The organism is Thiomicrorhabdus indica, from assembly GCF_004293625.1.
Taxonomy (GTDB): Bacteria; Pseudomonadota; Gammaproteobacteria; order Thiomicrospirales; family Thiomicrospiraceae; genus Thiomicrorhabdus; species Thiomicrorhabdus indica.
Genome location: NZ_CP033040.1, coordinates 1006637 through 1021510, shown reverse-complemented (window position 1 = coordinate 1021510; position 14874 = coordinate 1006637). Strand labels below are relative to the sequence as shown.

The 14874-nt window shown below is 41.8% G+C and carries 14 protein-coding genes and 1 riboswitch; of the genes, 11 read left to right on the top strand and 3 right to left on the bottom strand.

Annotation, left to right across the window (positions count from 1 at the left end; all coding sequences use genetic code 11):
* Nucleotides 1-22: 22 nt before the first annotated feature.
* The gene (thrS, locus tag D9T12_RS04250) at nt 23-1966 is read right to left on the bottom strand and encodes a threonine--tRNA ligase (RefSeq protein ID WP_130537014.1); all 1944 of its coding nucleotides are present in this window, start codon (nt 1964-1966) and stop codon (nt 23-25) included.
* A gap of 120 nt (nt 1967-2086) precedes the next feature.
* Nucleotides 2087-2995, bottom strand: coding sequence for an HDOD domain-containing protein (locus tag D9T12_RS04245; protein WP_130537013.1), 909 nt, complete (start codon nt 2993-2995; stop codon nt 2087-2089).
* Nucleotides 2996-3122: 127 nt separating this feature from the next.
* A riboswitch (TPP riboswitch) is annotated at nt 3123-3244 on the top strand.
* Between the two features lie 73 nt (nt 3245-3317).
* On the opposite strand from D9T12_RS04245, the gene D9T12_RS04240 reads away from it, so the two are divergent.
* From D9T12_RS04240 to pnuC, 5 genes are read left to right on the top strand one after another with little or no spacing between them, the layout of a single operon-like run.
* Nucleotides 3318-5411 carry a TonB-dependent receptor gene (locus tag D9T12_RS04240; RefSeq protein ID WP_240693232.1) on the top strand — a complete coding sequence of 698 codons (2094 nt, stop codon included), beginning with the start codon at nt 3318-3320 and terminating at the stop codon, nt 5409-5411.
* A gap of 55 nt (nt 5412-5466) precedes the next feature.
* Complete coding sequence (locus tag D9T12_RS04235) at nt 5467-5718, top strand: hypothetical protein (RefSeq protein WP_130537011.1); 252 nt, start codon at nt 5467-5469, stop codon at nt 5716-5718.
* A 41-nt stretch (nt 5719-5759) separates the two neighbouring features.
* Complete coding sequence (locus D9T12_RS04230) at nt 5760-6386, top strand: class I SAM-dependent methyltransferase (RefSeq protein ID WP_130537010.1); 627 nt, start codon at nt 5760-5762, stop codon at nt 6384-6386.
* Nucleotides 6387-6388: 2 nt separating this feature from the next.
* On the top strand, nt 6389-6658 hold the full coding sequence (locus tag D9T12_RS04225) for a YkoF family thiamine/hydroxymethylpyrimidine-binding protein (protein WP_130537009.1): 270 nt from the start codon (nt 6389-6391) through the stop codon (nt 6656-6658).
* The gene (gene pnuC, locus D9T12_RS04220) at nt 6651-7280 is read left to right on the top strand and encodes a nicotinamide riboside transporter PnuC (protein WP_130537008.1); all 630 of its coding nucleotides are present in this window, start codon (nt 6651-6653) and stop codon (nt 7278-7280) included. Before D9T12_RS04225 ends, pnuC begins: the two co-directional genes overlap by 8 nt.
* On the opposite strand, the gene D9T12_RS04215 is transcribed toward pnuC, so the two are convergent.
* On the bottom strand, nt 7277-8338 hold the full coding sequence (locus tag D9T12_RS04215; protein ID WP_130537007.1) for a hypothetical protein: 1062 nt from the start codon (nt 8336-8338) through the stop codon (nt 7277-7279). The two genes, pnuC and D9T12_RS04215, sit on opposite strands and share 4 nt — an antisense overlap.
* Nucleotides 8339-8510: 172 nt before the next feature.
* On the opposite strand from D9T12_RS04215, the gene D9T12_RS04210 reads away from it, so the two are divergent.
* The 6 genes from D9T12_RS04210 (at nt 8511) to D9T12_RS04185 (ending at nt 14837) form a co-directional block, all read left to right on the top strand.
* Nucleotides 8511-9158, top strand: a complete 648-nt coding sequence (locus D9T12_RS04210; protein ID WP_130537006.1) for a protein-L-isoaspartate O-methyltransferase family protein — start codon at nt 8511-8513, stop codon at nt 9156-9158.
* A gap of 544 nt (nt 9159-9702) precedes the next feature.
* On the top strand, nt 9703-11157 hold the full coding sequence (locus D9T12_RS04205; protein ID WP_130537005.1) for a cytochrome c: 1455 nt from the start codon (nt 9703-9705) through the stop codon (nt 11155-11157).
* Entirely contained in the window at nt 11157-12407 is a 1251-nt protein-coding gene (locus tag D9T12_RS04200) for a hypothetical protein (RefSeq protein ID WP_130537004.1), read from the top strand. The genes D9T12_RS04205 and D9T12_RS04200 overlap by 1 nt, the downstream gene beginning before the upstream one ends.
* A gap of 10 nt (nt 12408-12417) precedes the next feature.
* A complete protein-coding gene (locus tag D9T12_RS04195; RefSeq protein WP_130537003.1) occupies nt 12418-12810 on the top strand; it encodes a c-type cytochrome in 393 nt (130 codons plus the stop codon).
* The gene (locus tag D9T12_RS04190) at nt 12803-14101 is read left to right on the top strand and encodes an FAD-dependent oxidoreductase (protein WP_130537002.1); all 1299 of its coding nucleotides are present in this window, start codon (nt 12803-12805) and stop codon (nt 14099-14101) included. Before D9T12_RS04195 ends, D9T12_RS04190 begins: the two co-directional genes overlap by 8 nt.
* A gap of 19 nt (nt 14102-14120) precedes the next feature.
* Entirely contained in the window at nt 14121-14837 is a 717-nt protein-coding gene (locus D9T12_RS04185; RefSeq protein WP_130537001.1) for a c-type cytochrome, read from the top strand.
* Nucleotides 14838-14874: the final 37 nt, after the last annotated feature.

Here is a 14874-nt window from a genome sequence, read left to right as displayed (position 1 = left end):
ATATCCTCCAGTTTATTTCAAATTAATTTTGTGCATCGGTAGAATCTAGTACACGACCTAGATTCGATACATCATCCAACAGCAGTTTTGTTACCTGCTCAATATCGAATGATCCTAAATTCTTACCGCCACGAGCGCGAACATTTACTGCGCCATTTTCCATCTCTTGGTCTCCGACCACAAAAATATATGGCACGCGCTGCATAGTGTGCTCGCGAATTTTAAACCCAACCTTCTCATTTCTCAAGTCTGTTTCGACTCTAAAGCCCTGTTTTTTCAGATTTTTCGCAAAATCTTGCACATATTCATTGTGAACGTCAGAAATTGACGCAATAACCACTTGTGTTGGCGCTAACCATGTTGGGAATTTCCCTTCGTAATGTTCGACCAAAATCCCAACAAAACGTTCAAGAGATCCTAAGATTGCACGGTGAATCATAACAGGGTGTTGTTTCTCGTTATTGGAATCAACATAAACCGCATCTAAGCGTTCAGCCTGGGTCATTGAGAAATCCAACTGAATGGTTCCACACTGCCAAACACGACCAATACAATCTTTTAATTGGAACTCAATCTTCGGACCATAAAACGCACCTTCTCCAGGCTGAAGCGCATATTCAAGACCAGCATCTTTTAATGTTTCCTCAAGCGCCGCTTCTGCCAAGTCCCAAACATCATCAGAGCCAACACGTTTTTCTGGACGGGTTGAGAACTTAACCGCGATATTATCGAAACCAAAATCCGCATAGGTTTCATAAACCAAATCGATACACCCTTGAACTTCAGCCTTGATTTGTTCTGGGGTACAGAAAATATGTGCATCATCCTGAGTAAAGGAACGAACACGCATTAAACCATGTAGCGTTCCAGAAGGCTCATTACGGTGAACCGTTCCAAATTCTGCAATACGAACTGGCAAATCTCGGTAAGAATGCAAATGCTGATTGTAAACCTGAATATGACCCGGACAGTTCATTGGCTTCACCGCATAATCACGGTTATCCGTTTCTGTGGTGAACATATTATCTTTGAACTTATCCCAGTGGCCGGATTTTTCCCAAAGAGAGCGATCCATAATGAATGGCGTACGAATCTCATCGTAGTCATTAGCAACCAGCTGTCCGCGCATATATTCTTCCACAACACGATACAAAGTGGTTCCTTTCGGATGCCAGAACGCCATACCAGGAGCAAGTTCATCAACATGGAATAAATCCAAAGTTTTACCCAGTTTACGATGGTCACGCTTTTCCGCCTCTTCCATCATTTTCAAATAGTCTTTTAGCGCACCTTTATCAGGGAAAGCCACACCATAAATACGTTGCAACATTTTATTATCTGAATTGCCACGCCAGTATGCCCCTGCCACATGCGTTAATTTAAACGCTTTGGTGAATGACATATTTGGCACGTGTGGCCCAACACACATATCCACATATTCTTCGTGAAAGTAGAAACCAAACTCGGTTTCGTTTGGCAAATCACGGATTAATTCAAGCTTGTACTCTTCACCACGTTCTTGGAATGTTTTGATCGCTTCAAAACGTGGTAGCATTTTCTTAACAACTGGATATTTGGTCTTCGCAAGCTCTTGCATACGCTTTTCGATTTTCTTCAAATCTTCCGGCGTGATTTTGTAATCCATATCAATGTCATAATAAAAACCGTTATCAATCACCGGTCCAATCGCCATTTTAACATCTGGATAAAGCTGCTTAAGCGCATGGCCTAAAAGGTGAGCGCAAGAATGGCGCATGATATGAACGCCGTCTTCATCTTTCATTGTCACAATTTCTAACGTCGCATCTTCAGTGATTAAATCGCAAGCGTCTTTTAACTGACCATTCACTCGGCCGGCAATCGTCGCTTTAGCAAGTCCACTACCGATACTTTCGGCAACTTGCATGACAGATACAGCTTGGTCGAACTCTTTCTTCGACCCATCAGGTAACGTGACAATAGGCATGAAACTTCTCTCGTGTAAATTTTTAAGAACGCGAAATTTTAACAGCATTCAGACTTGTCGGCTAGACAATTAAGAAAAGTTTTATCAATGAAAATTCAAAGAAAATAGAACTTAATACGATTAGTCCTGTGGATTGGCTGGATACGCTTTTTCATATTCTGCTTCAGCAGCTTGAATTTCGGCATCAAAGACCTCTATAGACATACCAAAGAAATCAAGTGCTTTTTGAAACTTTGAATCCTCTAAATCCCAGTAAGTGCTTGGCACCTCACCAATCCCATTATCATGCCCCAATCGGAACACCCCCATCTCAGCGAGATAGGTTAGGTTGGCATAAGGCTGAAATTCTTCACGCGCTTTTTCAGGAATATGGTGATAAGCCACCCCCATAACAACTTCATTTGAAAACTTCCACAATTGTAGCAGTCGAGCACTCATCAAGGCATGATAGGTGCCATAGGTTTTATTTTCGACAACAGGCAGTACCGTGATGTCATAATCAATTGCTTTTAGGACTTCTTGATATTTTTCGCGACTTTCTAAAGCCAACAGATAAATACCTAAATCACGCATTAATCCACACAAAAACGCATCACTTGGATTAAGGTTCAATTTTTTAGACAAAAGTTGAGCAATAAACGCCGCCATCACGGCATGTTTCATAAACAAGTCGACACTAAATGGAGGTTTACGGTGAAAGGTTTCTCTATAAGAAATGGTATGTGCAAGCAGTCGTACATCGTCTAATCCGATGCGAACCACTGCTTCCGATAAATCAGTTACCGCCTCACCCAGAGAATATTTAGCGGTGTTCGACATAAAGATAATACCGGCCGTAAGCCGTGCATCAAGCGTAATCACTTTGACAATTTCAGAAACATCGTGACTCGTATCATCAGCCAACATTTTTTCAAGTTTCATTAACGCTTGAGGCATCCTTGGAAGATCACCAAGTTCTGCTAGGTGTTCAACCATCTCCTTACTCACTTGGGAAGTGGATGAAGCGGAATGACTTGTATTCTCTGACATATAGATTCTCTAGTCGTTAATGAATTAAGTTTTACTAAAAATAAATGAGTTATATTTTAAGCTGATTTTTATGACGTTTTTCGTTAAAATCCCGAAACTTAAATAAAAACTGATCACAAACATATTTCAGCTAACCTAGGGGAGGCCATCAAAACCATGTGTTTTGAGCCTGAGAATTCGAAATGTTTCGAAAAACCCTTATTACCTGATCCAGATAATACTGGCGTAGGGAAGGAAAAAAACACAATATGTTTATTTACCGGCCGGTAAATAAACAATGAACTCCTCTCTCTTGCCCTATTTCCAATGGGGAAAATTGACTATGAAAACTCAACTAAAGCCGCTTTCTTTGGCCATTATTTTAATGAGCCAACCAGCATTCGCGACTGAATTAAAAACCATTAACATTAACGCGGATCTTCGAGGAACCAATGAACAAGAAATGCCGACAAGCATATCGGTAAAAACGCAGAAAGAACTTCAAGACGAAGGTGCTAGTCACTTTGACGATGTGCTTTTAAAAACCCCAAATGTGAATTATTCAGGTCAATCGTCTCGAGCTCGTCATATTCAAATTCGAGGCATAGGGGAGCGAGATGAATATACAGGAGCACCCAATTCGAGCGTTGGATTTGCCATTGACGACATTGACTATAGCGGCATTGGAATGGCGGCCAGCACATTTGACATTCAACAAATTGAAGTATTACGCGGCCCTCAAAACACTCGTTATGGTCAAAGTGCCATTGCTGGGCTCATTAATGTCAAAAGCAATGAGCCTACCGAATATCGCGAATCCATGATTGAGGCGACGGCTGGGCAAGATAGCCTGACAGAACTCGGAATTATGACTTCAGGTCCCTTTTCGTCAGCTGAAAAATCGCCACAGTACCGCATTGCAATATTTAAACACGACAGCGACGGCTTCCGAGACAATAAAACACTCAACCGTTCAGATACAAATGGTCGCGATGAATTAACCGCAAGAGCAAAGCTGCGCTTCTTTCCTAGTGATGACACAACGGTTGATGTCACACTTTTGCATGCCGATTTAGACAATGGTTATGATGCATGGTCAAGAGATAACTCTTTTACCAACCTATCTAATGAGCCTGGTCAAGACACATTACTTTCAAACGCTTTTTCTGCAAAAGTGACACATCAACTCAATAGCAATCGAACTTTACAAAGTATTACCTCTTTTTCTGACAATGAACTTCGGTATGCCTACGACACGGATTGGAAAGCGGATGATACAACTTACCGAGGTTTATTTGATAATCAACAAGACCGCCAAAACTTTAGCCAAGACATTCGAGTCATTGACAAAAACTGGCTGATTGGTGCTTATTTCTCAAAAATGGATGAGAAAAATACACGGTATGAACGGTATGACTACCCAAGCTGGGGAGATAACTATCAAACCGATGCAAATAGTGATTACGTGCTGAAAAAAGCCTCTATTTACGGGCAATACGACTTGGCATTTAGTGAAAAAGCAACCGTTGCGCTTTCTGCACGCTTAGAACGAAATTGGAAAGATTTCGACTTAAATACTCAGCTAAGTGGTTTTGATACCTCTTATGGCGGAGGTGCTTACGATTACTCAAACCCTGAATCGAGTTCCCCCACTGAAAACCTCTGGGGGGGTTCAATCATCTACTCATATAAATACAATCAAAAACATACGGCTTTTACAGGGGTAACGCGCGGCTATAAAATGGGCGGTTTCAATACCAACCTGACAGAATCAAGCATTGAGAGCGGAGCCTATGACTCTGAAACACTCTATAACTATGAAATCGGTTTGAAATCCAACTACTTAGACGGTAACTTAAAAACCTCTACAAACCTGTTTTACATGGACCGTAAAAACCCACAATTTGATGGCTACGGATATGAATCAAGCTATGCACACTGGGTGTACTTCACAGAAAACTTTGAATCCGCAAACGCCTATGGTTTAGAAGCTGAATTTGATTGGCGCGTAAATACCACTTGGAATCTATTTGGTGCCGTATCGGTCATGAAAACCGACATTTCAGGAACGCCGACTTTTGCAAACTTTACATTGGATGACAGAGAATATGCTCACGCCCCCTCTTACCAATACAACTTTGGCGCAAAATATCGTAGTGCATCCGGACTTTATTTGATGGCCGACATCACCGGCATGGATGCTTTTTATTTCGACAATGTTCATGACTTTAAGTCTGATTCTTACACTTTAGTCAACGCAAGAATTGGTTATGAACAAGAAAACTACGAAGTCTATCTATGGGGGAAAAACATCACCGATGAGACTTACGCAACCCGCGGTTTCCAATTTGACCACTTCGATGGTGATGGCGAACAACAGTACGTTCGTTTAGGTGACCCTCGTCAAATCGGCGTAACCGCTCGCATCTATTTCTAATTTGCACGATCAACAGAAAGAGGCTCCGAAGAGCCTCTTTTATTTTGGAGCTCTGATGAACGTCACAGTAGATATAAGCTTATACCCATTAAAAAAAGCCTACCGGCAGCCAATTTTTGAATTTATTGATCATTTAACCGGCCGGTCAGAAATCGAGCTGACCTACAACTCAATGAGTACGACTCTTTTTGGAGAATACTCTGTCATCATGCCTTTACTAGAAACAGCCTTTGAAAACCATTTGGAAAACATACCAGAAAGCGTGTTTGTGCTCAAAATCTCAGGCGGTTGCCATACAGAGAACTAATATGAATGCCAAAAATAAAGTAAAAATAGTGAGGAACGATCATGCCTAAAACTCAAGGCTATGAGTCACATGCGGATATGTATGACCAGTGGTTTGAAGAAAATGCAGAACTCTATGCTGCCGAAATCGCCGCGATTAAAAAACTTTTGCCGGCCGGCAAAGGTGTGGAAATCGGTGCCGGCAGTGGCCGTTTTACCAAACCTCTCAATATCCATACAGGTATTGAGCCTGCCAAAGCCATGCGTGAAAAATCACTGGCGCAAGGTTTAAACATTATTGAAGGCACAGCAGAAAATTTGCCTCTCAAAGATGACCAATTTGATTTTGCAATCTTTGTCACTTCAACTTGCTTTTTGGACAACCCTGTCAAGGCATACCAAGAAGCACACAGAGTGACTCACGCCACGGGTAAAATTTTAGTCGCCTATTTAGAACGCGAATCAGAACTGGGTCAAATTTACCAAACACACAAAAACGAAAGTCCATTTTATTGTGATGCCACCTTCTACACTTACGCTGAAATCACCGACTTTTTGACTCAAGCCGGATTTGGCAATTTTAAAAGTGTGCAAACCGTCCTTCCAGAAACCCATTCCCAACAACCAAATAATATATTAGACGGCCATGACCAAGGCTTATTTGTCGTCATATATGCGGAGAAAATTTAACGATGAAAGTCTCAGTTGACATCAGTATGTATCCTCTCAATGAAGAGTATTGCCAACCGATTATTGATTTTATTAATACCTTAAAAACACATCCATCAGTCAGTGTTCAAGAGAACTCCATGAGCACACATATTTATGGTGATTATGCCGATGTCATGACTTGCTTAAACCAAGAGATACACAACGTATTAGAACTAATCCCCGAAACAGTGTTTGTGATTAAGCTGATTGGAATCGATCGCAATAAAGCTAAGGTTGATCACTGTGATTGAAACCATAATTAACGAGGGTTTAGCCGGCTTTGCAGCTCAATCACCTTGGGAATGGCTGGCCGCCCTTTTCGGAATTGGTTATGTCGTGCTTGCTGCGAGAGAAAACCCTTGGGCATGGCCCTCTGCATTTATTAGCACATTAATTTACACACTTCTCTTTTGGCATGGGCAACTTCCATTGCAATCACTACTCAACCTCTATTACCTCATCATGGCTCTCTATGGTTGGCAACAATGGAAAAAAGGCCGGCATGGCGCTCAAGACTTCGAAGAACCGCTTGAAATTTCTAAAAAACCCTTAAAATTTCATTTAGGCTTTACTGCAACAGGTGCCATTTTAAGTTTTATGTTGGGAACTTGGATGCATATTGAAAAATGGAGTGTGGCACCTTTTTTAGATGCCGGCGTAATGGTTTTCTCAGTCATGACCACCTATTTGATGGTTAAAAAAATTCTGGAAAACTGGCTTTACTGGCTGTTCGTTGAAAGCGCGTCAATTATTCTTTATTGGCAAAATGGCTACTATCCAACAATGATTATGTTTATGCTTTATTTGGTACTTGCAGCCTATGGTTATATAGCATGGAAAAAGACTTACGCGAAAGCGCATTCGAAACATTAATTTAACAACTTGGGTTGCTGTTTAAACTCTTCCCAAGACATTTCCCCTAATAGGTTCATAGCGAAAAACACCATTCGATAAACAAGCCGGTGGTCATGAATTAACGGTATTTTAATCCCTTGGTGATAGTGATAAATGAGATATTCCATATCCTCTTGAGTTAAAACCAACTCCAACATCACCCATTCAAATTCAAGTGGCGCAATCACCAAAGCATCTAAATCTAACAAATAACACTGTCCAACATCACTTTTAGATATTTCAGTGGACGGCAAACCTGAACGAATCTGATCCCAACGAAAATCCACAAGCTGTGGAACAAAATCCACTCTTTTGGTTTTAAGAGCTTCTATCGTCACCAACGCTTCTGTTTTCTCCGTCGCAAGAACTTTACCGGCCGGTATGGTTTCGATCACTTTTGCAATGTTTGTCCACCACAACTCTGTGGATTCTGCCTTAAGTCTTTCAGAATCCTGTGAATCAGTTGTTTGCTGAAAGACCTCTGCTAGAACGCCAAAACGTTGAAAATGATGTTGATGCATAGCCATTAAATGATCGGCTAATTTTCTAGCACGCTCTTGAGTGTAATATGAACGGTGACAATTAATCCCTTCAATAAACTCTTGCAATAAAAAACCACACTCGAAAGGCTCAGTAGATGTGGCTACTCCATAAAGCTTGGCAATATGAAATGTTGTATGTTTTTGCATCCATTGATAATGAATCTGCGCGTTTTTTAAACTTTGACAAGCATTAAAATCAAATAGCTGGCGAATACGAGACCAAAAAATGATACTTGGCGACAGAGAATTTTCAGGCTCATCCGAAAAGTTTTCTTGAAGAGCCATTGGAACACACAGCTTGCAAATCAAGGGAACGGGGGTATCAGAAAAAAATAACTTAAAAATGTGATGCGTACTGTCCTCAAACAACTTTGGCACCACTTCATAGGCCTGCAAACGACCGAAACGACGGCGTAGACGGTCTAACTCTTCTACAGTTAACGCTTCAAAAATCTGCTCAAAACTCTCCACATCTCCGAAAACTTCTGTCGCCATGACCGAACCCCAATTCACAATTATTTTCTGTCTGTCTGTTTATCTTTTTGCCAACGGATAATAAAGCATTTTTATGGAAAGTTTTTACTAAAAGAAAAATTTAGCTATAATCACGCATCCAATTTTTATGGCTTTTTCAAAAAAGTCTAAATCAGTGAATGAGGAAGATTAAATGAATCTAGAGCAAGCGCGTTATTTCATGGTTGAACAGCAGATTCGTCCTTGGGACGTTCTTGACCCAAAAATTTTAGATATCTTAATGAAAACGCCTCGCCACAATTTTGTTGATAAAGAATACACATCACTTGCCTATAGTGACATTGAGCTCCCTATTTCTGATTCGAATAAAATGCTCGCACCGAAAGTCGCTGCAAAAATGTTGCAAGCTTTGGCGATTCAAGACAATGAAAAAACATTGGAAATTGGTACTGGAAGTGGTTATGTCACCGCATTAATTGCGCAGCTAGCAAAAGAAGTTACTACCGTTGAAATTGCACCAGAAATCCAACAGCAAGCGATTCAGCGTTTAACCGACTACAACAATATCAACTTTAAAACAGGTGATGCCAGCCAGGGTTGGGATGACAACCAATACTACGATGCTATTCTATTGACTGGGTCTATTCAAGACGTTCCAGAAACCTATAAAGAAAAATTATCTTTAGGTGGGCGACTAGCGGTAGTGACCGGAGATGCACCAGCAATGACAGCAAAACTTATCACTCGTGTTTCAGACACAGAATGGTCAGAAGAAACACTCTTCGAAACCGTATTGGAACGACTAGTTAATGCCAATGAAAATTCAAGCTTTGAATTCTAATTAAGCTTAATTTTGTTTCCTACCGGCCGGTAGGAAACAATCGATACAAAGATTCTCGCCATACCAATCTCCCTAGCCTATACAAAATTCCCACAAAAAACGGCATAGCTTCATGTTTGTAGAACTGACCTTAAACCATAAAAGTTAAGTAAATCCCTACAGATTAGTCCTTTTTTAGCTATTTTTTATTTAATATCCTTGCCATAAATACGTAAATTCAATCTGAATGCGAAAATTCTATTGAGCCAAATCATTTTTGAATTCATTTCTTAGATTTTGACCTCAATTCCCCCTCATCATAATTGAGTCAATAAGCAATTTTCCTTAAACTTCAAAATTGAAATTCAATTTAGGTGCACGGCATTTATCCCATAGGTTAAAGGTTGCACTGCTGATAATCCATCAGAGTTTATTGATAGAAAAATTTTTTATACCTATTAATTTAACTTTTTGTTTGGAACTATTTCACCAACCCACTTAGAATGCGTGCCCTAGTGGTACAAATTAATACCCCTATTAACTTTTATAATAGAAGGACGTTATCATGGATTTGATTAGCCTTTATCCAACGTGGTACGAACCGACTGTCGGTTCTGGTTGGGTCGTTGCACTCATTGCAACGTTCCATGTGTTGGCATCGCACACCTCGGTTGGTGCAGCAATGCTTTTCGCTTATCTCTCACACAAGGCCTATCGCGAGGATCGCGACGACCTTCTTGACTTTGTTAAGAAATACGGTCTTTTCTTAATGGTCTTTACCTATGTTGCCGGTTCCATCACAGGTCCTGGTATTTGGTACTCGACAACAGTTGCTAGCCCGAACGGGATTGGTGCGCTGATTCATTCATTCGTTTGGAAATGGGCAACTGAGTGGGTCTTCTTCGTCATCGAAGTCGTCGGTGTTTATATGTTGGTCTATCTTGTCGGGAAAGTGGACAAGCGCACTCACATGAAAATCGCGGTTATTTTCGGTATCTCTTCTCTTGCCACTATGGTAATTATCATCGGTATCTTGTCGTTTATGATGATGCCAGGTAAAGAACAATGGTTTGCTGAAGGTGGATACCTAAATGGTTTCTACGGCACTAACACCTTTATTCAAATGGGTATGCGTATTGCCTTCATGTTCACTATGACTGCTGTTGTAGGTGGAATCGTGATTGCTGGCATTAAAGATCCAGCATTCAAAAAAGAGATGGCTCGCAAATTAGGCTGGCTAGGGATTATCGCAACGATTGCCGGTGCTTCTTTCTTCCAAATGTATTTGGCTTCTGTTCCCGACCAAGCGCTATTGGTTATGGAAAACCGTCTGCCTGACTACTTTGGTCCAAGCATTATGATTGTACTTGCTGGTACGCTTGCCTATTTCATTATCACTATGCTTCGTCCACAAATGATTGTGCAAGGTTTTGCCGGTGCAATGACGATCATTATTTTGGTTGCCGGCCTATGGCCAGAAGAGACCGCACGTGAGTCAATGCGTAAGCCTTGGGTTGCTGGTCAGTATGTCTACTCTAACCAAGTCATCGGTAAAGATGTCCCTGGTATGGATATTCAATCTCAACTACCGATTATTGAAAAAGTCGGTATTTTGAAAGCACACCCTTTCACACCGGATCATCTAAAAGAAGTAAATGCTGGCAATAAAATTCAAGCCGGTGAATTCATTGCGATGACTTACTGTTCGAACTGTCACTCACCTTCTGAAACAGGAATTCGTCCACTGCATCGTTACTTCCCTGAAGGGACTTCACAAGCACGCATGGAGCAATATGTAAAAGGTGTTCTTACCACTGGTAACATTGCTTATATGCCTAAAATGCCAATGCTTGATTCTGAAGCAGAAGCGCTTGCTGCCTTCTTAGTAATGAATAACGATGGTGGTCAGGCCGCCGTATCGGCAGCGATTGACATTGAAATTGAGCAACGTAACCGTGCTTTAGCTGAAAAAGATGCTGAAGACAAAATCGCCGCTCTTGATGTACAGGAGACGAAATAATGGACGCGCAAAATATCGCTGAAATTACCGAAATGATGTACGCCCTGCGCAACCCAGCAGGGGTACCAACCTATCCGGTTATCTTTATTGCACTTGGAGTTCTAACCTTTGCCATGCACATTTTATTTGTGCAGTTAATGCTAGGAACTTCTGCTGTCGCACTTTATGCCGCCTATACCAACAACGCTTATTGGCGCAAACTGGGTGCGGCCATGATTGATATTGCCAAGGTCTCCGTTTCGGTGGCCATTGTTATCGGCGTGGCTCCGTTACTGTTTGTACAAGTAGTCTACGATCCGCACTGGTACACTTCTAACGTACTGTCAGCCGACTGGGTTATTGCATTCATCATTATTTTGATCTTTGCATACTGGGCTATGTACTACTTCTATTTCCAAAACTATAAGCGAGAAGACAAGACTGCCGAGCCAAAATCCCGTTGGTCTTTGATTCTAAGCTTAGGTTTAATGTTGCTGGTTGGTTTCATTATGCACAGCCTAACTTCACAGATCCTTCACCCTGAGCTTTGGAAAGAGTGGTACATGCAAAATGGCAAAATGGATTACAGTGGTGATACTTTGCATGCCTATAATGTTTGGCGCTATGCATTCTTTATTTCAATGGCAATCCCTGTCACTGGTGCAATGCTTGTAACCTACCGTCGTTTTAAAATGGTACGTAGTGATTATGACCAAGACTACCTACGCTTCGCTGCTGAAGTCGGTAAAAAATGGATTTTAGTTGGTTCTGTTATCTCAACTGTTTTGTATTTTGCTTGGATGATGACGCTTCCAGAAACGGCAGGAAACTTCGGCACCTCATTCTGGGGAATCTTAGGTGGTGTTGCGGTACTGGCTTATGCTGGTTGGGCAAAAGTTCGCCTAAATGGCAAATCTGAAGATATGTGTAGTTACATGGCATTGCCAATGGCACTGGTCATCGGATTAGTGGTTGCCATCTCTCGTGAGATTCTTCGCTATGACATCCTAAACGGTTTCTTTAGTTACAACTTCTTTGACTACAAAGTGGTGATGGACTGGTACTCTACTGGGCTATTCTTCTTAACCTTTGCCATCGTAGGTGGAGCAGTACTCGCTTACTACCTAACCATTGCTTGGAAAGCAGGTCAAACCGAAGGTGTTTATACACCAAGTGCGACCGTCAACAAAATGGGTACAGTTGCAATCTGGATTCTAGTTTTATGGATGATTCAGTTCTTCGCAATCGGTATCTACACTTGGGTTCAATAAGGAGTTTGGAATGAAAAAATCATTAATGATCGGATTACTTTCTGCTTCCGCCCTAGTGGGAATGTCGCAGGCTCAAGCTTCGGGTGCCTTAATGCCACCAGAGGACTTTGCAAATGATCCACAAATCCCAGGTAAGATGTTAGGCGATAACTGCTCAGCTTGCCATGGAACACTCGGACGCTTTTACGATGAATCAATGCCACCTTTGGCGGGCATTCCACGTGATGTTTTTATCCAATTGATGCAAGACTTTAAAAATGAAGTCCGCCCATCGATTGTTATGAATCATGTTGCCAAAGTATTTACAGACGATGAAATTGAGCGCATGGCAGATTACTTTGCAGCTCAAACAGACCGTCCTTGGAAAGAAGAGAATGTGTTGAAAGGAGGCCAGTATGAGTAATTTTACACGCCGCGAATTAATTAAATACATGGGTGCAGCCGGCCTAACAACTGGGCTATTTGGTGCATCAAAAGCGGCTTTTGCAAAAACTGCGCCGCATATTGTTATTGTTGGTGGTGGTGTTGGTGGTGTTTCCGCTGCTAAGTATCTTCGAATCTTAGATAAGAATGTCAAAATCACCATTATCGAACCGAATAAAGAATATGTTTTCTGTCCGGGTTCAAACGAAGTCTTGAATGACTTTGTTTCAATTGATGAGCTGACAATGACTTATGACGCTTTCAAAAAGCGTTATGCGGTCAATCTGATTGAAGATAAAGCGACGGATATCGATTACACAGGTAAACGAGTCAAAACGGCACAAAACGGTTATATCAAATATGACAAGTTAATCGTCTCTCCAGGCCCTTCTTATGACTGTGAGGCGGTTGAAGGTTATTCAAAAGAATTAGCAGATGGCGATTTTCCTCACGCTTGGAAGGCGGGGCCACAAACTCTAAAACTTCGTGAGCAAATTCACTCAATGAAGCAAGGTGGTGTGGTTGCGATTTCATCACCTCCTATGCCATATCGTTGCCCACCGGCACCTTATGAGCGTGCCAGTTTTATTGCCGAATGGTTGTCTCACCACAACCCGACAGCGAAAGTATTGATTCTGGATTCTAAAAACAGTTTCACTTTCCGTAAGCATTACATTGACTACTGGACCAAGCGTCGTGGCTTCGGAACCAAAGACGCCATGGTTGAATGGATTCCAATGGAACAAGGTGGAAAAGTTACTCAGCTTGATGTTGGAAACCACGCATTGGTGACCGCTGATGGTGAACGAATTAAAGCAGATGTCATCAACATTATTCCAAACCATTCAGCGGCTCAGTTCACGAAAGACACAGGCCTAACCCAAGGTCAAACATTTGTACCGATTGACCCAATTGACTATCGCTCAGTCGTTGATAAAGACGTTTATGTTGTCGGTGATACTACAGAGTCTAGCCCAATGGTTAAAACCGGCTATTTGGCATCTAACCATTCAAAGGCCGTTGCACAATCGATTGTCAACGAATTTGCAGGTAAACCGCCGGTTCAACCGCTATACACCAATAACTGTGTGGCACTAACGGGTGAAGACTACGGTATGACCATCACGGATACTTTCCGCGTTCAAAATGGAAAAATCGTTAAACAGTACGGTCATCAGTCGACTGAATTAGACAATGACGGACTTCACCATATTCGCGCTTCACTTGCTATGAACTGGCAACGTGCTTTCCGTCGCGATATGTTTGAATAATTAGGACAGGAGTCGATTTATGAAAATTAAGGCTTTATTAATCGCCACTGGCTTAAGTGTTCTAGGAATGAGTTCAGCCATGGCAAGCCCAAATATGCCGCACTCTGAGCCTTGGACAATGTCTGAATGGCTTGAGGCGAAAAACAACATGCCAGAAGGCGATATTATTCGCGGTGAAAAACTAGCCAATGACGGTTATTGCTATAGCTGTCACGGTGTCGGTGGCAATAATCCAACCCAAGCCACGCCGAGTCTGGCTGGACAAAATGCGACTTACACCTACAAAATGTTAAAAGACTATCAGTCTGGACGCTTTATTGTGGATCACAAATCCGATGTCATGGTCAACCTGGTCAAAATTTACAATGACCAAGATCTTGCTGACATGGCCGCTTATTTTGCAGCACAAGAACGACCTTATGCGCAATACATCGAAAAAGAAGTCGATGTCGCACCTGAGATTGTTCGTTTAGTGGCTAAGGGTGATACTTCACGTATGATTGTGCCTTGCGCTTCTTGTCACGGTGCTCATGGTGAAGGCGGCATGAATGAAACCCCTGCGCTCACCAACCTGAGTCCACGTATGTTTATTCGACATATGGAAGCTTATCGCGACGGTACTCGTCACAATGATGTGATGTCAGGTATGGCTCAGTTTGCTAGGGATCTTACCGATGAAGAGATCCAACAGCTGGCTGACTACTACGCACAGCTCAAACCTAGAGGAGTGGAATAATGAACGGAAAAACAGCAATTGTTTGGGGACTCATCCT